Below are 22,270 nucleotides of genomic sequence, written 5' to 3' on the forward strand. Positions count from 1 at the left end.
AAAATAAATTTCTTATTTACTTGTTATAGCTTGAAGTTTTTCTTTAGCTGTTGGTAATATATCGTCGTCTCCCTCATAGTTTTCTATGATACTTTGCAAGGTACTTTTAGCTTGAAAAGTATCTTTTAAAGCCACATAGTTATCAGCTAATAAAATAAAGCTCTTAGCCACCCAATAATCATAATTGGGCAGGTTGTTAATTAAATCAAATAATGTTTTTTGAGATTCTTTATAATCCTTTTTCAAATATTGAATATTGGCTAAAAGATATTTTGCCTCTGCCGCTTGAATAGTTTTAGCATTTTTAGACAAGAAAGTTAATTCTTTAACAGCCGTTGTTGTATCTGCGGTTAGCAAATAAGCCTTACCGGCATATAAAGTAGCTAGATTTTTATCTTGCTCTGATGATTTCTCATAGTCTTTTATAATTTGGGCATATTTTAATGTTTGATCTGGAACGGCTAAGCCTTCATAAGCCACCATTAAATTATTGATAGCAAATTGATAGGTTGATTTATATTCAGAAGCAATTTCTAACTTTTTAAGGTGTACAATAGCCTCGTTATATTGCTTATTTTTTAAGTAGATATTTGAGATACTGATTAAGGCTTTTTCAGTAAACTCGCTCGTCCAATCGTTAAGGATATATTCATAATCAATAATGGCTGGAGCAAATTTACCTAAGTTTTTATAGCTCTCTGCCCTAATGAATTTTGCATGCTTATCTTTAATGGCCTTAGGGAATTTATCAAAATAAGCGTTTACAGACTCTACAGCACCTGCCCAATCTCCTCTTAAATACATGTTATTTGCCGCCTGAAACATGATATTATCTTGTTCTGCTAAAGTGTAGTTTCCTATGGAGGTTGAATTAGCATAATCTATAAATGCTGATGCGTTACCCATGTCAACATAAATTCTTTCTATTAATTTGATAGCTTGCTGAGCTTCGTCGGTTGATTTATAATCGCTCACTACCTTTTTGAAAGTCGCTAAAGCTTCATTATCATTCTTCTGGTCATATTGCACCAAACCAATGGTAATAAGCGCTCTAGAAACGTAAGCACTTCTAGGATATTTAGCTATAAAGACGGTTAAATCTGCTTTAGCTTTTTCTCCCTCACCTATTAAAAAGTAGGTATAAGGAATTTCAAAACCTGCATCATCAGCATAGTTAGAATTTGGAAACTGACTTAACAGAGATTGTAAAGTTGCAATTTTTGCTTGAGGCTGATTTTGTAAGCCTTCAATAATCCCTTTTTGAAATAAAGCATAATCTTTACTGCTGGTATTAAGCGCTATAATTCTGTTGTAATAAGTTAATGCACTGCCGTAATTTTTAGCTCCAAAATAAGCATCAGCTAATCTTAATGTAGCATCATTAATAGTTTTACTATCCTTCTCACTTCCATTTAAAAATCTATTATAGTGCGTTACTGCTTTGGGATAATTCTCTCCTTCTAAAGCGGCATAACCTAAGGCATAATTGGCGTAATTAAATAAATCTGTTTTTCTGGCAGCTGGCATTTTTAAGAAATTCTCAAAATACTCTACAGATTCTCCAAATTTACGCACTTCGTACATGGCTTCTGCACACCAATAAGTGGCTAAAGCATGGATGTCTTTATCTAAAGGGAAATTATTAGACCTCAAAAACATACCAATAGCATTCTCAAAAGCTCTTTCATTAAAATGCTCTAGACCTCTGTAATAAGTTACTTTTTGATAAGCTTCCTGCGCATCTTCATTTTTATTGTTGATGGTTTCTAAGATATCAATAGCATCGCGATAATTTTTGGTGCTTAATAACACATTTGCTAATAAGGTTTTAGCCTCGTTAATTTTAGCAGAACGCGGATAGGTTTTGATATATTCTTGAGTTGCATCTAATGCGATGTTATGAAACTGTAATTCGTAAGATAGCGTAGCAAAGTTTAACAAAGCATCTTCTTTAAGTTGTTTATCAAAATTTAGTTTTGAGCTCTCTAAAAAAGCATTTCTTGCACCTTGTTTATTATTGGTTTGGATATAAGAATCACCCAAAGTATATAAACCATACTGACTGTAATTATTCAAATCTTTATTAAGCTTGATTAATTGATCTATAGATTTATTATAGTTTTTTAGCTTATAATAAGTATAGCCTATTTGGTAAGAGTCTTGGTTGTTTTGGGTTTTTCCTTTATCATTTGCCATAAAACGCTCATAATATTTAAGCGCTTCATTGTAATTTTCTTTAGCAAAATAAGAAGCGGCTACAATCCTGAACATTTCTGTCTCATATTGCTGCTTGGTGGTGTTTAAAATCGGTATGGTATAGGCTAAAACATCATCATAACGCTTATCTAAAAAATAAATAGCAGAGATATAATATGGATAGCTAGACTCGTAATTTTTAGCATTTCTTAGCTTCTCGAAGTTAGTTAAGGCAACTTTATAATCTTTATCCAGATAGGAAATATAAGCATAGTAATAAATAGACTGTTCTTGATATACCGAAGGACGATCTTTTACTAAACCAAATAGCGGTTTGGCATTTGCATAATCTTTAGTTTCAAAATATGAGTACGCGGTTTTAAATTTATACTCTGTTTCATCATCTCCAACCAAATCTATAGAGCTTACTTTAGTAAACCAATTTAAAGCGTCTTGATATTTCCCTTGTTGAAAGTATGATTTACCAACTTGAAAATATGCCTGTTTTGTTTTAGCGTTTTCTGGATGTTGCCTAATAAATTTTAGAAACAATTCCTCAGCATCTTCATTTTTAAGCTCTAATGCACATAAAGCTCTATAATATTGAGCATTTATTTTTATTTCAGAAATATTTAATCTGCCATCAACTTGTGTAGATGTTGTGTATCGTAATTTCTCAACCTCCTGAAAAATAGAGGAGGCAGCTACATATTTTTTCTGCTCTAATAACTCTAAACCTTTTTTATACTGATTATTTAAATCATATTGAAGTGGAATTTGTGCCTGAATTTGTAAACCAAAAAATAGGAATGATGTAAATACAGTAATTTTTTTAAGCATAGTAATTTAACATTCTAAAAGGTTATTTGTGTATTTAAACAAATGCACCAGAATTTAATTATTAAATGTTTGAAACGAATTTAACAGACATTTAATATAAAAACTAATAACATTAATTTAAATTATGTTTTTATTCTCTTTTTCTTGCTTTCGGGTAAGTCTTTGGAATTTTAGCTCGTTAGAATACCAATAAAATACTCCAAAAGACGAGCCAATAATAAGAGAGAAAACTAAAAGTGTTTTTAAAAACTCCCATAAATGTTCTAAACTAAAAAAACCAAAATTTGTATCAGCAATGATGAAAAAATTGATAAAGTCTATAGTTAGCACTACAGGAACAGCTATATATAAAATGGTATTAAAAAAAACTCTGCCCCACCTCCATTTTCTTCTTCTAATTTCCCAACTTTCTAAAAAAGCTAATTCTTCTGCATCCATGAATTTATTGCTTTTGGCTGGCTAATAGGTACAAAACTGCCATTCTTACGGCAACACCGTTTTCTACTTGGTCTAAGATGATAGACTGTTTACTATCTGCTACATCGCTGGTTATCTCTACCCCTCTGTTGATAGGGCCTGGGTGCATAATCGTGATTTCTTTATCTAAAGAGTCTAAAATTTGTTTATTTAGTCCATACATCATAGAGTATTCTCTTAATGATGGAAAATACTTAATATCTTGTCTTTCTAGTTGTATTCTCAGCATATTGGCAACATCGCACCAGTTTAATGCTTTTCTTAAATTGTGTTCTACTTTTACACCTAGGGTATGGATATATTTGGGAATTAACGTTGTAGGACCACAAACTTTAACTTCTGCTCCTAGTTTTTGTAAACATAGTATATTAGATAGAGCTACTCTTGAGTGCAAAATATCACCAACAATTACTACTTTTTTACCTGCTACATCACCATATTTTTCTTTGATAGAGAAAGCATCTAATAATGCTTGCGTTGGATGTTCATGCGCTCCGTCACCAGCATTTACAATTTGCGCATTGATATGTTTACTTAAAAAAACACCAGCACCAGCGTAAGGGTGTCTCATGACTACCATATCCACTTTCATGGAGAGGATGTTGTTTACCGTATCGATTAAGGTTTCTCCTTTACTTACAGACGAGCTTGAAGCAGCAAAATTAATAACATCTGCCGATAGTCTTTTTTGTGCCAACTCAAAAGAAAGCTTTGTTCTGGTAGAATTTTCGAAGAAGATATTTGCTATGGTGATATCTCTTAAAGATGGAACTTTTTTTATAGGTCTGTTTATCACATCTTTAAAAGTATCAGCAGTTTCAAGAATCAGTTCAATATCTTTTGTATTAAGGTCTTTAATTCCTAAAAGATGCTTACTGCTTAATCTATTTGCTTGTTCTGGCATTTTACTTTTTATTGTCTGATATCAAAATAACTTTATCTTCTGCGTCTGCTTCTTTCCAACTTACAACCACCTTTTGTGATGATATAGAATCTACCTGTATACCTATATAATCTGGCTCAACAGGTAATTGTCTAGAGTATCTTCTATCTACTAAAACCAGTAATTCTACCTTTGCGGGCCTGCCAAAAGCAAGCATGGCATCCATAGCAGCTCTAATAGTTCTGCCTGTCCATAAAACATCGTCTACTAAAATTACTTTTTTTCCTTCGATGATAAAATCTATATGTGTGCTATTGGGTAGTAAAGGAGAATCACTTCTTCTAAAATCATCTCTGTAAAAAGTAATATCTAAATTACCATGATTGATAGTAGCATTCGGGATGATTTGCTTTAGCTCACTAGCAATTCTATTGGATAAATAAGGTCCGCGTGGTTGTATACCAATGATAACAGAATCAGAAAAATCATTATGATTTTCTATTAACTGATGACAAAGGCGTTTTAAAGTAATTTGAAATTTCTGACCGTCAAGAAGGGTTAAATTTTGCATCAGTCTTTTGGTTTGGTCAAAAATAGAAAAAATAAGATAAAAGAGGTGAAATTTTTAAATTTCGTTTTTACACCTATGCATATTAGAACAAAAAAAAGATTACTTTTCAAACAATCTCCATCAATATTAGAGCATTCTTCAAGGTTTAATAAACACCATTATAATTTAATAAAATTACGAATTATTGTGCCACTCTGTCCGTTTAAACGAACTAGATAACTACCTTGTATTAAATTACTTGTATCAATGATGAAATTATTTTCTGTCTTTTTTATTTCTAAGCTTTGTAAAATCCTCCCGTTCAAATCAATTATTTCTATTTTTTCTGTACCAAAAGGAAAAAGCAATGTTATCTGCTTAGAAGCTGGATTAGGATAGATACTAATTTTCTCACCGGTTAAATCATAATAAACTTCTGTAGTTCCTAAATGTTTGTAATTGCCATTATAATCTACTTGAGATAAACGATAGTAATTAGTCCCATTGGTAGGAGTTTTATCAAAAGTATGATAATTATTTATTGTATTACTTGTATTACTGCCCTTTACAATTGCTAACAGATCAAACAAAAATCCATCAACAGATTTCTCAATTTCAAATTGCAGGTTATTTTGCTCTGAAGCTGTTGACCATATTAGCTTAATTGCATTATTTTGTGGTGCAGCATTAAAATTAACCAAATCAACAGGTAATACATCGTTAACTGTAACATTTACAGTTGCACTAGCTAGACCTCCTTTACCGTCAGAAATAGTATATGTGAAACTGGTGGTACCAATAAAATTAGCGGCAGGCGTAAATCTCACAACCCCACTCATAAGACTGGTAGTACCATTGATTGCCGAACTCACCCCAGAAATTGTTAATGTTTCTCCTACATCAGGTAAGATATTATCATTTGATAATACATCTACTATGGTAGCTGAAGAATTTTTGTTTATAATTAATACATCATTATTTGCTGTAGGCGAACTATTTAATGCAGATAAATTTAATGTATATGTTTTTGTACAGTTATTAGCATCCTTTATTGTTACTGTATAATTTCCACTTGTAAGATTTGTTCTATCTTTAGTTGTGATACCACCTCCCCAATTATATGTATAAGGTGTTTTACCTCCTGATGGGCTTAATGTAATTGCACCATCTGCTGCGCCCATGTAACTAGCAGGAGTTACTGATATGATACCAATTATTTCTTCTGGTTCAGTAATTGTGATTGTATTATTGGAAATACAATTACCTCCGTCATAAACGGTTATTACATGAGTTCCTGCACTTAAACCAGCAAAATATCCAGAAAATTGTCTTGTCCCACTACGATTTAACTCATATTGAACAGGTGAAGCCCCAGAGAGATTAACTACTTCTACTGTTCCATTAGCACCACCATTACAAGATACATTGGTTTGCGATAATACAATGGACTGCATTTCTACATCATTAATAGCAAAATATTTTGATACCGTACATCCTGTAGCATCAGTTACTGAAACTAAATAAGCACCAGCATATATATTTGAAAAAGTCCCAGATGGCATAGTTACACCTTGAAGTTTATAAGTATAAGGTGCAGTACCTCCTTGTGCTTCTACTTTTAATTCACCATTATTGAAACCACAATTTGCGTTTGATACACTTATTAAATTTATCGCCAAAGCAGATTCGTTGATTGTTACTGATTTTATAATAGTACATCCGGCAGCATCTGTAATTAATACACTATATATCCCCTTCTTTAAGTTATTTCTATCTTCTGTAGTAATGCCATCATTCCATTTATATGAATATGGAGATATCCCACCAGACGGGGTTATATTAATAGTTCCATTAGTGCCTTTGGGGCAAGAAACATTTGTAAAGGTTGTGGTTGCTGATAGAGGCAAATCAGGAGCTTCAACAGTAAAGGTTTGAGATACTTGACAAGCATTAGCGTCTGTAACAGTTACGGTATAAGTCCCCTCAGTAAGCCCAGATGCAGTAGCGTTAGTACCTCCGAATGGCAACCATTGATAAGTATAAGGCCCTGTCCCACCTGACGCGGTAACCGTTGCAGTACCAATTTTTATTCCATCGCATCCAAGCTGGGTTTTAGAGGATATTGAAGCAACTAGTGTACATGTAACTAACGAATTAAAATTCTTATCCTTGTTTTCAACATAATTAAACTTACTATGAATATCTAAATCAATCATTTTAGCTATACAAGTATGCGTTAAGAATAAGAAAATACAAACCAAATAACGTAAAACTAAATTCATAAAATCCTTTTTTTGTACTAATTTAATACTTTTCGTAAATTACACCTATCTAGATTACTAAAATATCAAATATTACAATTGTTTTTGTTATAATTTAATTAATTAAAGATGCAAACTGCATAAAAAAAGCCCCTCTGTTTTCACAGAGGGGCTTCGTTTATGATAGAAATTGCTAATTACTTAGCTTCTTCTTTCTTTTTAGCAGCTTTTTTGGCATCGCCTTCCATCTTATCTTTCAATTGTGCCAATACGTCTAAGTCTCCTAAAGTAGATTTCTCTACAGATTCTTTAACTTTTTTAACTGCATTACTTGCTGCACTTGCTTCTTTTTTCTTAGTAGCTCTTTCTTCTGCAACAGCTTCAGCTTTCACTTCTTCCCATATACGGGCGTGAGATACTACAATTCTCTTAGAATCTTTATTGAACTCAATGATTTTAAACTCTGAAGTCTCATCATTTTTCAATACAGAACCGTCTTCTTTGTTTAAGTGTTTTGTTGGTACAAAACCTTCAACACCGTAAGGTAATGCTACTAAAGCGCCTTTGTCAGTTACTTTAGTTACAGTTCCTTCGTGGATTGAATCTAAAGTGAAGATAGTTTCAAAAGTATCCCAAGGGTTTTCTTCTAATTGTTTGTGACCTAAGCTTAATTTACGGTTATCTACATCAAGCTCTAAAACTACCACGTCTAATTCTTCACCAACTTTAGTGAATTCGTTAGGGTGATTAACTTTTTTAGACCATGATAAATCAGAAATATGGATTAAACCATCGATACCTTCTTCTATTTCAACAAACACACCAAAGTTAGTCATGTTTTTAACAGCTGCTTTGTGTTTGCTTCCGATTGGATATCTTTCTGCCGCTTTTTCCCAAGGATCAGGAGTTAATTGTTTAATGCCTAAAGACATTTTACGCTCATCTCTGTCTAAAGTTAAAACTACCGCTTCAATCTCATCTCCTACTTTCATAAACTCTTGTGGGTTACGTAAGTTTTGAGACCAAGACATTTCTGAAACGTGAATTAAACCTTCTACTCCAGGGATGATTTCTAAGAATGCACCGTAATCTGCAACAGTTACGATTTTTCCTTTTACTTTAGAACCGATAGCTAAATCAGTATTTAAAGATTCCCAAGGGTGAGAAGTTAATTGTTTTAAACCTAAAGCGATACGTTTTTTCTCGTCATCAAAGTCAAGAACAACAACATTAACTTTTTCATCTAAAGATAATACCTCTTTTGGATGCTCGATACGACCCCAAGAGATATCAGTAATGTGTAGTAAACCGTCAACACCACCCAAATCAATGAATACACCGAAATCTGTAATGTTTTTAACAGTTCCTTCAAGAACTTGTCCTTTCTCCAATTTAGAAACAATCTCAACTTTTTGGCTTTCCAAATCGTCTTCGATAAGAACTTTGTGAGAAACAACAACGTTTTTGAATTCGTGGTTGATTTTAACAACTTTGAATTCCATCGTCTTACCAACGTAAATATCGTAATCACGAATTGGTTTAATATCAATTTGTGAACCTGGTAAGAAGGCTTCTACGCCCATTATATCTACGATTAAACCACCTTTAGTTCTGCTCTTCACATAACCGTTGATGATTGTATCGTTTTCTAACGCCTCATTAATCATTTCCCATGAACGTTGAGTTTTTGCTCTTTTACGAGATAAAACTAATTGTCCGTTAGCATCTTCTCTTTGCTCAACAAATACATCAACAGAATCACCAACTTTAAGGTCTGGTGTATCACGGAATTCGTTTAAAGGAACTAAACCATCAGATTTGAAACCGATGTTTAAAACCACATCTTTACTGTTTATCGTTACAACAGTTCCAGAAATAATTTCTCCTTTTTCTACAGAGTTGAATGTACCAGCATACATCTGTTCCATTTTTTCTCTATCTGCTTGGTTGTAGTTACCAAACACTTTATCGTCTGCATCCCAATCAAAATCGTTAGGGTCTGCTACGAGTGATGAAGATTTAATGTCTTCAATAGATAATGAATCAGCTTCTGATTCAAATACCTCTTTTTCTCTTTTTACAGTCTCTTGAAGTTCTGCTTCTTTTGCTTTTAACTCCTTTTCTGCTACTTGTTTTTTTGCCATTAAATAATTTGTCTCCTTTTTTCCCGCTTTGGGGACTGCAAAGGTAGGAATATATTCTTACAGAAAAAGAAATAAAAAGCTTTTTTTATTGATTTTTAAGCATTTGCATTTTGGGTACAGTACTTGCATAGTCTTACATCATTCAATACAAGGTTATGAAAAACAAAAAAGAAGATAAAATCAAACAAAAGAATCAGGATGAAATTACGGCAGAACTTGATTTAAAAGAAAAATACCCTTCAAAAAAAGTGACTTCTATGAAAGATTTTACTCCAGATAGTGAGGGTGTTAAATCTATACAAGATATCCCAGCTGATGAGCAACAGTATGAGAAAAAACCTTAAGATTTATATTTTTTATAGTACTATCCTATTACTTTTTATTGCTTCTTGCAAAACTATTTTTAAAACATCGCCATATCAGGAATATTTAAAATCGTTAGAAAGCGCTGACTTAGCAAATTCTAAAATGGCTATTTTATGGAAAGAGCGAGGTGGCAAGGCTATTACTAGTCCTACACAAGAAATTAAAACCCCACACCAAGAAGAAATATTTTTTAAAGACCATACACCACAGGCTTTAGGTTATAAAATAAACTATAAAAAAGGAAGGAAGTATATCTTTAGCATAAAGACTGACGAGAAAGCAAATTTCAAAATCTTTATTGATCTTTTTGAGGGTGACAAAAATCGTAATTATTGGAGTTTAAAATCAGCCGATACTACGTTGATTTATGAAAACCAAGATGATAAAATTTTGATTTTACGACTTCAACCTGAATTATTAATCAGTGGAAAAGTAAATCTAAAAATTGTTGATGAGCCGAAACTAGGCTTTCCTGTAAGTAATGCTGGAAATAAAAACATTCAAAGTTTTTGGGGAATGGACAGAGATGGAGGCAGCCGTAAACATGAAGGGATAGATATTTTCGCTAAAAAAGGAACACCGGTTTTAGCGGTAGATAAAGGAACTATTACCAGAGTGCAAGAAACTGCTATTGGAGGTAAAGTAATTTGGCAAAGATTAGGCATTTCTCAATCTATTTATTATGCTCACCTAGATAGCCAGCTTGTAAAAGACGGGCAAATAGTTAATAAAGGAGATACTATTGGTTTAATTGGAAATACGGGTAACGCCAAACGCACCTCTCCTCATCTCCATTTTGGCATTTACACCTCTTCAGGGGCAATAGACCCGTTAGACTATGTTCTTCTGAATAACACTACAACACCTACTCTCAAAAATGAAATCAAATATTTAGGTGAAGAAATTATCATTAAAAAGAACAACAAAATTATCCCTATAAAAATACTAGCGGTTTCAAATGCAGCTATTATTTATGAGAACGAGTTAGGAGAAATTGAAAATACTAATAATGTTAAACTAGAGAAAATAAGCAATCAACCTAAATTTAAAACACAAAAATATTTATATGCCAAACCAATTGTAAATGATATTGAAATTGGGATTTTAAATCCTGAAGAACAATTTACCGTACTAGGCAAAACGGACGGATTTTTCTATATCCAACAAAAGGACATTAAAGGCTGGGTAAGTATCAATTAAGGAAAGGCTTAATTTTCTCTAAAGCAAAATCTAACTGTTGCTCTTCTGACAAATTGGTATTATCTAAAATTATGGCGTCATCGGCTCTTACCAACGGGCTTTCTTCACGTGTGGTGTCTAAGTAATCTCTGTGAGCTATATTTTCAAATATTTCTTCTAGTTCTACTTGTTCACCTTTTGCTAATAATTCTTTATGCCTACGTTCTGCCCTTATTTTTGGGTCGGCTGTCATAAATAGTTTTACTTGAGCATGAGGAAATACAGTAGTACCTATATCTCGTCCGTCCATCACCATATTTTTAGATCTTGCCATCTTCTGTTGTTGTTTTACCATAGCTTGCCTTACCTCTTTTATAGCTGCTATTTTACTTACATTTTCAGAAACAGGCATTTGTCTAATTTCTTCAGATACTTCTTCACCATTTAAAAGAATGTGCGATTGATAATCTCTAGAATGGAAATTTAAATCTATATGTTCTAAAGCATCAATAATTAAATCGTGATTGCTTAAATCAGTCTGGTTACGTAGAAAATATAAAGTAACGGCCCTATACATGGCACCACTATCTACATATATAAAATGGAGTTTTTTTGCTAAGGCTTTAGCTAAAGTACTTTTACCGCAAGAAGAATAGCCATCTATAGCTACAATTATATTTTTACTCATCCCGGGAGACAAAGCTATATAATTGCCCCCGAATTAGCATTATTTTTTAGTGTTAAAAATTGATGGTTTTAGTTGTAGGGTAAAGAAATTATTTCCACCTGCAACGTTTAATCTGGAGTGTGCATAAGAAAAGCTTAATCTTTTCAATTGCAAAGCAAAACCAAATGAAAGCCCCGGCGCACCACCTGTATTGCTGATACTTAACTCTTGATTTCTACGCACATTATAAGACGACTGAAGCTGAAAAGCATCAGAAAGCATTAATTCTAAACCAAAAATAAAATGCCTCATTAACTTTTGCGCTTTTGAATATTGGACAGCTATAGGCTCCCCAGTAACTAAATCAATTTGGTTATCAGGATTTTCTAAATCCTGAAAAGTTAAATCAAATTGTTGCAGATTATTGTAAGTGATATGATATCTGAAAGGTGCATATTTAAGCTTTTGAGATATGGCTAAAGCTATCTCAAAAGGTAAATTTTCTCTTTGGTTATTAAAAGGCTTTAGTTGATAGCCCATATTTTTTAGAATGATACCTCCCGAAAAATTATTAACAGTATCCTGATAAGTTATTGAAGCATCCGCTGCTAAGGCGAAAGACCTATAAATATCATAAGCACCATAAATGGTCTTAAAATTTAAACCATAGTAAATTTGCTTATTCCAGTTATGTCCAATCCCTATATTTAAGAGGTAATCTCCACCTGAAAAAGTATTACCTGTTTGCTCGCCAGAAATATTAGTTTCATTAAAGCTACCGTAGTTTATATATAATAGCGTAGCCGATAAAGGAATATCTTGAACTGCCAAATTATATTGTAAAGCTCCTAAATTAATATCAGAAACATAATTGCTATAATTTAACAAAGCTGTATTTTTTTGTTTGGTTGATAATAAAGAAGGGTTTATAAAGCTTACGCTGATGTCTTGCATAGGTGCAACCTGATAGCCCATACCTAAAGCCGCTGTTCTGGAAGAGTTAGGCAAATTAAGAAACTGAAATACGCCATTACCCCCGTTTTGAGCAAAAAGCTGTACGCTAGTAAAAAGGAGAAAGAACAGTAATATTTTAAAATTCTGCATTTATAATTGCTAAATTAAATTAATTGCGAAACCTTTGAAAGAGATTTAGATATTTAGTTATGCCGAAGAAACCAGATTTTCAGATTCTTATTCAAGAACTTACCTTTAAAACTTCTAGAAGTGGTGGTAAAGGCGGGCAACATGTAAATAAAGTTTCTTCTAAAGTTGAATTGATTTGGGATATTAACCAAACAGCTGCCTGCGATGAACATCAAAAACAACTCATCATACAAAAGCTAGCAAACAGAATTGATAAAGAAGGTTTATTGCATATTGTAGTTGATGATGACCGTAGTCAACACAGAAATAAAGAACTTGCTATTAAAAAACTTTTTAAGCTGATTAAAGAAAGTTTAATAGAAGAAAAGCCAAGAAAACCCACTAAACCTAGCAAAGCAGCTGTTCATAAACGATTAGAGAGCAAAAAGAAACAAGCGCTTAAGAAAATCAATAGGAATATCACTTGGGATTAATTTTTTTCCTGATATATTTATTTATAGATAATACTTTTGCAAAGTATTTCGCACCGTTTTCAGTAAAGTGCATTCCGTCTTGACTGATGAATTTACAATCGGGAGTAAAAACTGGCATTAAACCATCAGTATCCATTGTTGAACCTAATAAATCTATATACCTATTACCCCACTGTTTCTTTAATATCATATTTTCTTCGACATATTTAGCTTCAACCTTTGTTCTTTGGAAGCAATAATTTAGTTTACCCTTTTGGTTATAAAAAACACCATTATTAGAACCAAAATTCTTAGTCCCTATAATCCATAATTTATTTAGTGGTATTTGATATTGCTTTCTTAAAGGTTCAAAATCCTCTTTAAGAATTGGAGAGAAAAAAATTACATCAGAATTATTAATTCGAATATTTGCTTCAGGGTGTGTAATAAGTTTTACAATATAAGAAATTTCAATTTTATCTTTATAACTAGATTCTAATAAAACGTTTGCCCAATCCCGAGCAAAGCTATCTCCAATTATTAAGATTCTAATCTTTTGAGTTTTAAAATTTTTATCTAATTTATAAATCCTAGAATTATAGTTTATATGCGGATTATCTCTAACATTGAGGATATTGAAGTTCTTTTTAATACTCGCACTTTTAATATCAAGCTCCGGAACGTCTCTAATAATACCTGCTCGTGTGTAAATAGCTAAAGAAATAAATGTAGACACAAATAGCATTAAAATAATAGCACTAAAAAAATATCTTGTTGGTATCCTATCTTTATCCCTAAACGGAACTTCAATAAACCTATAAGAAAAAACAGAGAGAAATATTATAATAACGAAGAAGCTAATAATAGAAAGTATAACTATTTCTGAAGAATACAAATATCTATAAAAAGCTAATACTATTTGATGCCACATGTATAAACTAAAACTTAGCTTACCTATGCAAACCATGACTCTGTTTTCTAATAATTTAGATAAACCACTATCATCTTGACTAAATAGAATACCTAAAGAACTAATAACAATAATCAAAATTTTAACTTCATTAACAAGCTTAAAATCAAAGAAAACAATAAATAATAAACCTAACAGAGAAACCCATTTTACATTACTCGAAAACCTCTTCTGACTAAATAAAATATAGCTTATGCCGCCCGCAGCTAATTCAAAATATCTAAAGGGTAGTAAAAAAAACTTATAAGCACTTTTATCTATAACTATAAATAAAACAAATGAAGATAATGCTAAAAAAACGAGTGATACTTTTAAAATTCTTAAACTGCTTTTTTTAAATATTATAAATATGAGTGGATAAATAATGTAGAACTGTTCTTCTATACCTAAACTCCACGTGTGCATTAGTGGCTTATAATCATTTACGAGTTTCCAGTAGTTTTCAGAAGTTAATAATAACAGGATATTATTACTGAAAAAATTTGTAGCAATTACGGATTGGCTCAGATTTTCCAAATCATCGGGCAACATAGTAAACATGCCTAAGATAAGCGCTAAAAAAGATGTAAATAATACTAAAGGGACAATCCTTCTTATTCTTCTTTCAAAGAAGCTTATTATTGAAAATTCACCTACTAATGTTTGCGTATAGATTTGCTTTGTTATCAAATACCCACTTATTACAAAAAAAATATCTACCCCTAAGTATCCATTAGTTATTAATTTAAGATGGAATAAGATTACTGCTATTATTGAAATAGCCCTTAACCCATCAATGTCTTTTCTATAAGTAGAATCTCCTATCATACATTAATTAAACCTATAATACAAATCCATGATACCATATTGATGTGCTTTGGCTGCACTTTTTAATTCCTTTGATTTAAAAATCAAAGAGAAATTGAAAGTCCACCTTTTTTGCGCAAAAGCCACACCCAATTCTTGCGAAAAAACCAAAGGCTTAGCATCATAAACTACCGGTCCTTTATCTTGCCTAAATAAACCTCCAGAAATGGTTGCATCATAAATAACTACATCTAAAGATGGTTTTAAAAAGAAGTACAGCTCTTTTTCTTTAACTTTAGCTTCTTTGTAGGTAGATACAAAACTATTTGTTGCCATGCTATAGTAAAGCGGATTTAATGTACCTGTTCTAAACAACACCCCCGCTTTCAAACCTGTAAAGGTATTACCTATTGTAGCTTCTACTGGTAAGCTAAAATCTGAAGTACGTTTTTGGTTACGATATAAAAGACTTTGATAATTAAGGAGAAGGTTTACACCTATTTCATCTTTAACCTGAAATTGCCAGCCATTAATATCATAAAAACCAAAAACCTCATGGTAAAATTTCTGCCCCTCCTCTCCTTTAGCTGATGGACCAAGAATACCGCCTTGTAATTCTACTCCTAAAATAGTTTCCTTCTTAAAGTAATAATTTAAAGAAGCTGCACCATAAGCATAAGCTGCAAATGGCCTATCAACACTAGCTATATTTCTAATATTTCCTGATGCTGCATTATACATTTTATGCGCTATGCTTAAAGCCCATATCTTCTTTACTAGCTTACTGGTATCTTGTTTTTTTGCAGGATTTATAGCCGACCTAAAGTTTAAAAACAAACCATTGGTATAATACTGATCCTGGCCGATAGCTAAATAAGCATCGTTTTCGCTTCTAAAGCCAAATTCGTATTTATAATTAGTCTCTTGAGCTTGAACTATTATTGTTTTAATAAATAGCAGACTACATAAACAAGTAAAAATTTTCTTCAATTTATTTTGGGAAGACTAATAAAGGAACTTTAGTGTTTAACGCAAATTCTTCTGTATTACCAGAAAACAACATCTTTTTAAAAAAAGAAACTTTTTGATCGGTAAACATTACCAATATAGAAGGTTTATTTTTCTTTACTGCTGTTTCTATATTATCAACTAGAGATTTTATGAAGTCGCTGGGCTGTACATGAAAATCTACCGGGTAATCAGCGTGGTTTTTAACTTTTTCTTCTGCTAATTTTATTTTCTTCTCTATATCAGAAGGGAAACCAAAATGCACAACTTCTATTTTAGCATCAATAGGCTTAGCAAAATCAACCACTTGATCTAACTCTTTATCTAAATGAATCAAATCTGAAGCGTACAAAACTCTTTCTATATTTTTTGAACGATAGGTTTTAGGTACTGCAATTACAGGAATAGATGATTGACTAATGACATAAGAGGTATGTGTACCAAATAGTTTTTCTATTTTACCTGCTCCTCTTGTACCAATAGAAATAAAATTAAAGCCTTCTTGTTTAGCATAATTCATGATATTGCTATGCGCCACTACAGATTCTCTACAAACACAATTTATTTCTGATGGCTTTATCCCGGAAGTATGGTAAACATCTTTTACAAACTTTTCTAACCTTTTATTAATGTTTTCTTTTTGAGCTTTTTCATAAGCTTCAAATTTAGCATCGCTATAAGAAGTAGGCTTTAAAATATGATAAGAATGGAAAAAAGTTAATGAAACTTCTGGATATTGCTCAGCAAATTTAATTGCAAATTTAATTGCTGCTTTAGAATTGGAGGAAAAATCGGTAGTAACAAGAATCTTGATCATGGTATAATTGATAAATAGCTTATATAAAGTAAAAATAGCTTTTAAATATAGAATAAAATATGAGTGAAGTCATTTATTTTACCCTGAAACAAAAAACCCGGCTTAACCGGGTTTTGAAATTAGTTTTGGTTTTGCTTAACAGGTTCTTTATAAACAATATCTAAAGCATTTTTAACCTTCTTATCTAACAAAGCAAGTTTAATAACTTCCGTCATATCGGTTACGTAATGGAAGTTTAAATCTTTGATATAAGACTCTTTAATCTCCAAAATATCTTTTCTGTTTGCTTTAGATAAGATAATATCCTTAATATTCGCTCGCTTAGCTGCTAAAATCTTTTCTTTAATACCGCCTACAGGTAAAACTTTACCACGTAGGGTGATTTCACCTGTCATGGCTAAATGTTCTTTAACTTTTCTTTGTGTAAATGCTGATGTTAAAGCTGTTAACATGGTTATTCCGGCAGAAGGACCATCTTTTGGAGTTGCCCCAGCAGGAACATGGATATGAATATCCCATTGGTCAAAAACACGATAATCTATACCGAAACTTGCAGCATGTGCTCGCATGTAAGCCATGGCAATGGTAGCAGACTCTTTCATCACATCTCCTAAATTACCCGTTAAAGTCATTCTACCTTTTCCAGGGCTTAGGCTGGCTTCTATAAATAGGATATCCCCGCCTACTTGTGTCCAAGCTAAACCTGTTACTACACCAGCAACTTCATTACCTTCGTAAAAATCTTTATCAAAAATTGGCGGACCTAGAATTTCTTCTATATCATTAGCAGTAAAATTAACATTATAGCTTTCTTCCATGGCTAATTTGGTAGCGGCACCACGCACTACCGAACCTATTTTTTTCTCTAAACCTCTAACACCAGATTCGCGGGTATAATCCTCAATAATTTTCTCTATGACTGATGATTTTAGATTAACATCTTTAGCTTTTAAGCCATGTTGTTCTTTTTGTTTTGGTAAAAGATGCTTCTTAGCGATTTCTATTTTTTCCTCAATCGTATAGCCATTTACTTCGATAATTTCCATCCTGTCTAATAAAGCAGGTTGTATGTTACTTAAAGAATTGGCTGTTGCGATAAACATCACGTTAGATAAATCATAATCTAACTCTACAAAATGATCATTAAAAGCGTTATTTTGTTCTGGATCTAAAACCTCTAATAAAGCCGATGAAGGGTCGCCTCTAAAATCATTTCCTACTTTATCAATCTCATCTAAAACAAAAACCGGATTTGAGGTTCCTGCCTTTTTAATAGACTGAATAATACGCCCCGGCATAGCACCAATATAAGTTTTGCGATGTCCTCTTATCTCAGCCTCATCTCTTACACCACCCAAAGCCATTCTTACATATTTTCTTCCTAAAGCCTTTGCCACTGATTTCCCTAATGAAGTTTTACCAACTCCCGGAGGGCCAACTAAGCATAAAATAGGCGCTTTCATATTATGTTTTAGCTTTAATACAGCCAAATATTCTATGATACGCTTTTTAACCTTATCTAAACCATAATGGTCTTTATCTAATATTTTTTGAGCTCGTTTTAAGTCAAAATTATCTTTAGTAAATTGCTGCCAAGGTAAATCTAACAACACTTCTAAGTAGTTAATTTGCACAGAGTAATCGGCCGCAGCCGGATTCATTCTGGCTAATTTATCTAGCTCTTTGTTAAAATGATTAGCTGTTTCTTTAGACCACTGCTTCTTACTACCCTTTTTTCTTAAATCATCAATTTCCATATCCGGAGAATTACCACCTAATTCTTCCTGAATGGTTTTGAGTTGTTGATTTAAGAAATAATCTCTTTGCTGCTTATCTAAATCAACCTTTACTTTATTTTGGATTTGATTTTTAAGCTCTAATAATTGTAACTCGGTACTTAAATGGCTTAGAACCATTTGAGCCCTATCTCTTAAATTTGCAACTTCTAACATCTTCTGCTTATCTGCAACAGAGGCATTCATATTAGAAGATATAAAGTTGATTAAAAAAGGGACGCTTTCTATATTTTTAATAGCAATTGCAGCCTCAGAAGGAATATTTGGTGAAAATTGAATGATTTGCATGGCCATCTCTTTGACAGATGAAACCATCGCTTTAAATTCTTTATCTACCTTTGGTCTTACCTCCTCAAATTTCTTTACAGTAGCTTTTATATAAGGTTCTGATTGTACTTGCTCTACCAGCTCGAAACGATTTTTACCTTGTATAATGACGGTGGTATTACCATCAGGCATTTGTAGCATTTTAACAATAACAGCTACTGTACCAACTTTATTAAGCTCGTCAAATTTTGGGTCTTCTACACTCACATCTAGCTGCGCTACTACACCAATAACCCTATCGCCTTTATAAGCGTCTTTTATCAGTTTGATAGATTTATCTCTACCAACTGTAATAGGAATAACAACTCCGGGAAATAAAACTGTGTTTCTTAAAGGCAAAACAGCAAGAATTTCTGGTGTTTGTTCATTATTCATTTCTTCCTCGTCTTCTTGAGACATGAGAGGAAAAAACTCGGTATCTTCATTTATTAGTGGCATTGCTTGGTTAAAATCGAACGGATCGAATTTGCTCATATTATCTTATGTTTTGAATAAAGCCAAATTGGCAGATTAGATTTACCTATTTGTCTATTATTTTTGAATTATTTAAAAGTTCAACAGTTATGCCAATGATAATTTTAGGTTAATAATTACTTCATGTGGCCAGTTTTATTTATTACCATCTTTGTAAACTGAAAAATAGTCAGTTAATTAATTGCAGAAAAAGAAATATTTTAGTTTTAAAATCGTTTATATTTTCACAATTTACAATCTTTAAAGGTAATAGTTATATCCATGAAATATAAAATTTTAACAGTTTTAGCTCTTATTTTACCCATTACCCTAGTGGCACAAACTCCATTTGAGCGCCTTGGGCAAAAAGCCATGATGAGTGGCGACTTTATTACTGCTGCTACTTTTTTTGAACAAGCTGTTAAACAAGATCATAGCAATATGAATGCACTTTATCTTTTGGGTTATGCTTATTACCATTCTTCAAATTATAAAAAATCAATAGAGTCTTTTGATAAATTAGTTGCTTACAAACCCTCAGAAGCTATTGCTTATTATTATAGAGGTAAAGCAAAAATGCTTTTAAGTAGCCAAATAAAAGATTATAAAAATCCTGAGAAAGAAGAACTTTTACTTGGTGCTATTAAAGATTTCTCTAGCGGTATTGAGCTTACGCCTAGCGACATGAAGTTCTACCAGAATAGAGGCTTAGCGTACCAAGAGTACAGTGCCTTTAAAAGTCAAAAAGTAAATGACATTTACAATAAAAATGTGGCTATTGCTGCTGCCAACTCTTCTATCACGGATTTAAAGAAAGTTTTATCAGAAAACGCTGCCAGGAAAGATATTGTTTCTCAGATAGAAAAATCTAAACAACTACTTATCAATATCAAAAATTAATCTATTACACCTGAAACTTTATAGTTATTTATACCCAGAACTTTTACATCCTGAAATTTCTCTATTTGGTAAAGCGTATCTGGAATATAAGTAAGTTCTTCTTTGGTATGATATAAGTTGTTTTTTGTTTGGTTGGTAATGCTAATTTTTGTTGGCTTATTACCGTTAAGTAGAATAACAATTTTTCTTGTTCTTAAATTTTCTTCTTTAGCTATATAAGAGATTTTGGTGCTGGTACTATCTTTTTGATAGCTATTTTTCCAAGCAGCTTTATTAATATCTGATTCTATAAAAAGAGCAAGTTCTTGTGTCCAATCTTCAATTTTTATGTTTTGTGTTTCAGAAACATTATTGTGCTTTACTGTTTTTACAACTTTTGGTTTTGATTGATTTAATCTACCTGCTTCTTCAAAAAAATATTTTTGCAGATTGTAATAGTTAACAGCCTGTTCCTTTTTTTTATCAGAAAAAGAACAAGCTGTTAAGCATAATGCGGATATGATCAATAGTATCCTAATCATTTATACCAATACATCACCAGTCATTTCGGCTGGGATGTTTATATTCATTATTTTTAGTATAGTTGGCGCTATATCTCCAAGTTTACCATTTTTAACTTGCTTGTAATCCTCATCAATTAAAATACAAGGGACTAAGTTTGTACTATGAGCTGTATTGGCAGAACCGTCTTCATTCACCATAAAATCTGCATTACCGTGGTCTGCAATGATGATGAAAGAATAGCCGTGTGCTAAACCAGCTTTAACAACTTGTTCTGTACAGTGGTCTACAGTTTCTACTGCTTTAACAACGGCATCAAATACACCTGTATGCCCAACCATGTCTGGGTTAGCAAAGTTTAAGCAAATAAAATCTGGCCATTCTGCAACCAATTCAGGGATGATAGCTTCTGTAATTCCATGAGCGCTCATTTCTGGCTGTAAATCATAGGTAGCTACTTTAGGAGAAGGAATTAACAATCTTTTTTCGTTTTTAAACTCTTTCTCTCTGCCACCAGAAAAAAAGAAAGTAACATGCGGATATTTCTCTGTTTCAGCAATTCTGATTTGATTTTTACCTGCTTGTTCTATAACCTCGCCTAGGGTCATCACCAAATCATCTTTACCAAAAGCTACATTAACTTTTTGGAAAGTTTCATCGTAGCTAGTCATGGTAACATAGTACAAATCCAAAGGCTTCATATCATACTCTGGAAATGCTTTTTGCGATAAGGCTAGCGTTATTTCACGTCCACGGTCTGTTCTAAAGTTAAAACAGATGACCACATCGCCATCTTTAATAGTAGCAGTAGGATTACCCTCTTTATCGCAAACTACTAAAGGTTTTATAAATTCATCGGTAACACCTTCTTCGTAAGATTCTTGAATACCATTGGTTATGGCATCTACTTTTTTACCTTCTGCTTTAACCAATAAATCATAAGCTAATTTTACACGTTCCCAACGGTTATCTCTATCCATAGCGTAATACCTACCAATAGCAGAAGCTAATTTTGCTGATGTACTTTGCAAATGATCATTTAACTCGGTTATAAAACCTAATCCAGAATTTGGGTCTGTATCTCTACCATCTAAAAAAGCGTGGATAAAAACATTCTCCAAACCAAAATCCTGCGCTGTATCACATAATCCTTTTAAATGATTGATGTGCGAATGTACACCACCATCAGAAACTAATCCAATAAAATGAACATCGTTATTTTCTTTTTTAGCATACTCAAAAGCATTTTTGATAGCCTGGTTAGAAGTAAATTCTTTATCAGTTACCGCCTTGTTGATACGCCCTAACTCTTGGTAAACTACACGCCCAGCACCAAGGTTCATGTGGCCAACTTCTGAGTTACCCATTTGCCCTTCTGGCAAACCTACAGCTAAACCTGAAGCTTCTAAAGTACTATTTGGGTATTTTTGAAGACAAGAATCAAAAAAAGGAGTGTTTGCCACATTAATGGCGTTTGAGGTATCTTTCCGACCGTATCCCCAGCCGTCAAGAATTATAAGTGCAACTTTTTTATTTTTCACAATGCAAATATATAATTTTAAGGGAAGTGATATATGCCTTAAATTGCTATAT

At 32.5% G+C, this 22,270-nt stretch carries 18 protein-coding genes; 4 read left to right on the plus strand and 14 right to left on the minus strand.

Annotation, left to right across the window (positions count from 1 at the left end):
- Window positions 1-12: 12 nt before the first annotated feature.
- The 6 genes from H510_RS0100995 to rpsA form a co-directional block, all read right to left on the minus strand.
- Window positions 13-3,036 carry a tetratricopeptide repeat protein gene (locus H510_RS0100995; RefSeq protein ID WP_026902598.1) on the minus strand — a complete coding sequence of 1,008 codons (3,024 nt, stop codon included), beginning with the start codon at window positions 3,034-3,036 and terminating at the stop codon, window positions 13-15.
- A 117-nt stretch (window positions 3,037-3,153) separates the two neighbouring features.
- Window positions 3,154-3,474, minus strand: coding sequence for a hypothetical protein (locus H510_RS0101000; RefSeq protein WP_026902599.1), 321 nt, complete (start codon window positions 3,472-3,474; stop codon window positions 3,154-3,156).
- 4 nt (window positions 3,475-3,478) lie between these two features.
- A complete protein-coding gene (locus H510_RS0101005) occupies window positions 3,479-4,417 on the minus strand; it encodes an aspartate carbamoyltransferase catalytic subunit (protein WP_026902600.1) in 939 nt (312 codons plus the stop codon).
- A gap of 1 nt (window position 4,418) precedes the next feature.
- Complete coding sequence (pyrR, locus tag H510_RS0101010; protein WP_026902601.1) at window positions 4,419-4,967, minus strand: bifunctional pyr operon transcriptional regulator/uracil phosphoribosyltransferase PyrR; 549 nt, start codon at window positions 4,965-4,967, stop codon at window positions 4,419-4,421.
- Window positions 4,968-5,125: 158 nt separating this feature from the next.
- Entirely contained in the window at window positions 5,126-7,228 is a 2,103-nt protein-coding gene (locus H510_RS0101015) for an Ig-like domain-containing protein (protein WP_026902602.1), read from the minus strand.
- 176 nt (window positions 7,229-7,404) lie between these two features.
- On the minus strand, window positions 7,405-9,351 hold the full coding sequence (gene rpsA, locus H510_RS0101020; protein WP_026902603.1) for a 30S ribosomal protein S1: 1,947 nt from the start codon (window positions 9,349-9,351) through the stop codon (window positions 7,405-7,407).
- Between the two features lie 155 nt (window positions 9,352-9,506).
- Here rpsA and H510_RS0101025 point away from each other — a divergent pair, with 155 nt between their 5' ends.
- Entirely contained in the window at window positions 9,507-9,695 is a 189-nt protein-coding gene (locus tag H510_RS0101025) for a hypothetical protein (protein ID WP_026902604.1), read from the plus strand.
- On the plus strand, window positions 9,679-10,917 hold the full coding sequence (locus tag H510_RS18000; protein WP_051290988.1) for a M23 family metallopeptidase: 1,239 nt from the start codon (window positions 9,679-9,681) through the stop codon (window positions 10,915-10,917). The genes H510_RS0101025 and H510_RS18000 overlap by 17 nt, the downstream gene beginning before the upstream one ends.
- Here H510_RS18000 and cmk read toward each other — a convergent pair.
- Together cmk and porQ are read right to left on the minus strand one after the other, a co-directional pair.
- Window positions 10,910-11,584 carry a (d)CMP kinase gene (gene cmk / locus H510_RS0101035; RefSeq protein ID WP_026902605.1) on the minus strand — a complete coding sequence of 225 codons (675 nt, stop codon included), beginning with the start codon at window positions 11,582-11,584 and terminating at the stop codon, window positions 10,910-10,912. The genes H510_RS18000 and cmk overlap by 8 nt on opposite strands.
- Window positions 11,585-11,623: 39 nt before the next feature.
- Entirely contained in the window at window positions 11,624-12,667 is a 1,044-nt protein-coding gene (gene porQ / locus H510_RS0101040) for a type IX secretion system protein PorQ (RefSeq protein WP_026902606.1), read from the minus strand.
- A gap of 59 nt (window positions 12,668-12,726) precedes the next feature.
- Between porQ and arfB the strand changes: the two genes are divergently transcribed.
- The gene (arfB, locus tag H510_RS0101045) at window positions 12,727-13,140 is read left to right on the plus strand and encodes an alternative ribosome rescue aminoacyl-tRNA hydrolase ArfB (protein ID WP_026902607.1); all 414 of its coding nucleotides are present in this window, start codon (window positions 12,727-12,729) and stop codon (window positions 13,138-13,140) included.
- Here arfB and H510_RS0101050 read toward each other — a convergent pair.
- From H510_RS0101050 to lon, 4 genes are all read right to left on the minus strand, one after another.
- Window positions 13,127-14,896, minus strand: a complete 1,770-nt coding sequence (locus H510_RS0101050) for an acyltransferase family protein (protein ID WP_026902608.1) — start codon at window positions 14,894-14,896, stop codon at window positions 13,127-13,129. The two genes, arfB and H510_RS0101050, sit on opposite strands and share 14 nt — an antisense overlap.
- A gap of 3 nt (window positions 14,897-14,899) precedes the next feature.
- A complete protein-coding gene (locus H510_RS0101055) occupies window positions 14,900-15,865 on the minus strand; it encodes a lipid A deacylase LpxR family protein (RefSeq protein ID WP_026902609.1) in 966 nt (321 codons plus the stop codon).
- Window position 15,866: 1 nt separating this feature from the next.
- On the minus strand, window positions 15,867-16,700 hold the full coding sequence (locus H510_RS0101060; RefSeq protein ID WP_026902610.1) for a universal stress protein: 834 nt from the start codon (window positions 16,698-16,700) through the stop codon (window positions 15,867-15,869).
- Window positions 16,701-16,819: 119 nt separating this feature from the next.
- Window positions 16,820-19,297, minus strand: a complete 2,478-nt coding sequence (gene lon, locus H510_RS0101065; RefSeq protein ID WP_026902611.1) for an endopeptidase La — start codon at window positions 19,295-19,297, stop codon at window positions 16,820-16,822.
- Between the two features lie 261 nt (window positions 19,298-19,558).
- Between lon and H510_RS0101070 the strand changes: the two genes are divergently transcribed.
- The gene (locus H510_RS0101070) at window positions 19,559-20,176 is read left to right on the plus strand and encodes a tetratricopeptide repeat protein (RefSeq protein WP_036691466.1); all 618 of its coding nucleotides are present in this window, start codon (window positions 19,559-19,561) and stop codon (window positions 20,174-20,176) included.
- On the opposite strand, the gene H510_RS0101075 is transcribed toward H510_RS0101070, so the two are convergent.
- Window positions 20,173-20,697 carry a hypothetical protein gene (locus H510_RS0101075; protein ID WP_026902613.1) on the minus strand — a complete coding sequence of 175 codons (525 nt, stop codon included), beginning with the start codon at window positions 20,695-20,697 and terminating at the stop codon, window positions 20,173-20,175. The two genes, H510_RS0101070 and H510_RS0101075, sit on opposite strands and share 4 nt — an antisense overlap.
- Complete coding sequence (gene gpmI / locus H510_RS0101080; RefSeq protein WP_026902614.1) at window positions 20,698-22,218, minus strand: 2,3-bisphosphoglycerate-independent phosphoglycerate mutase; 1,521 nt, start codon at window positions 22,216-22,218, stop codon at window positions 20,698-20,700.
- Window positions 22,219-22,270: the final 52 nt, after the last annotated feature.

The organism is Pedobacter glucosidilyticus DSM 23534, assembly GCF_000425145.1.
GTDB lineage: Bacteria > Bacteroidota > Bacteroidia > Sphingobacteriales > Sphingobacteriaceae > Pseudopedobacter > Pseudopedobacter glucosidilyticus.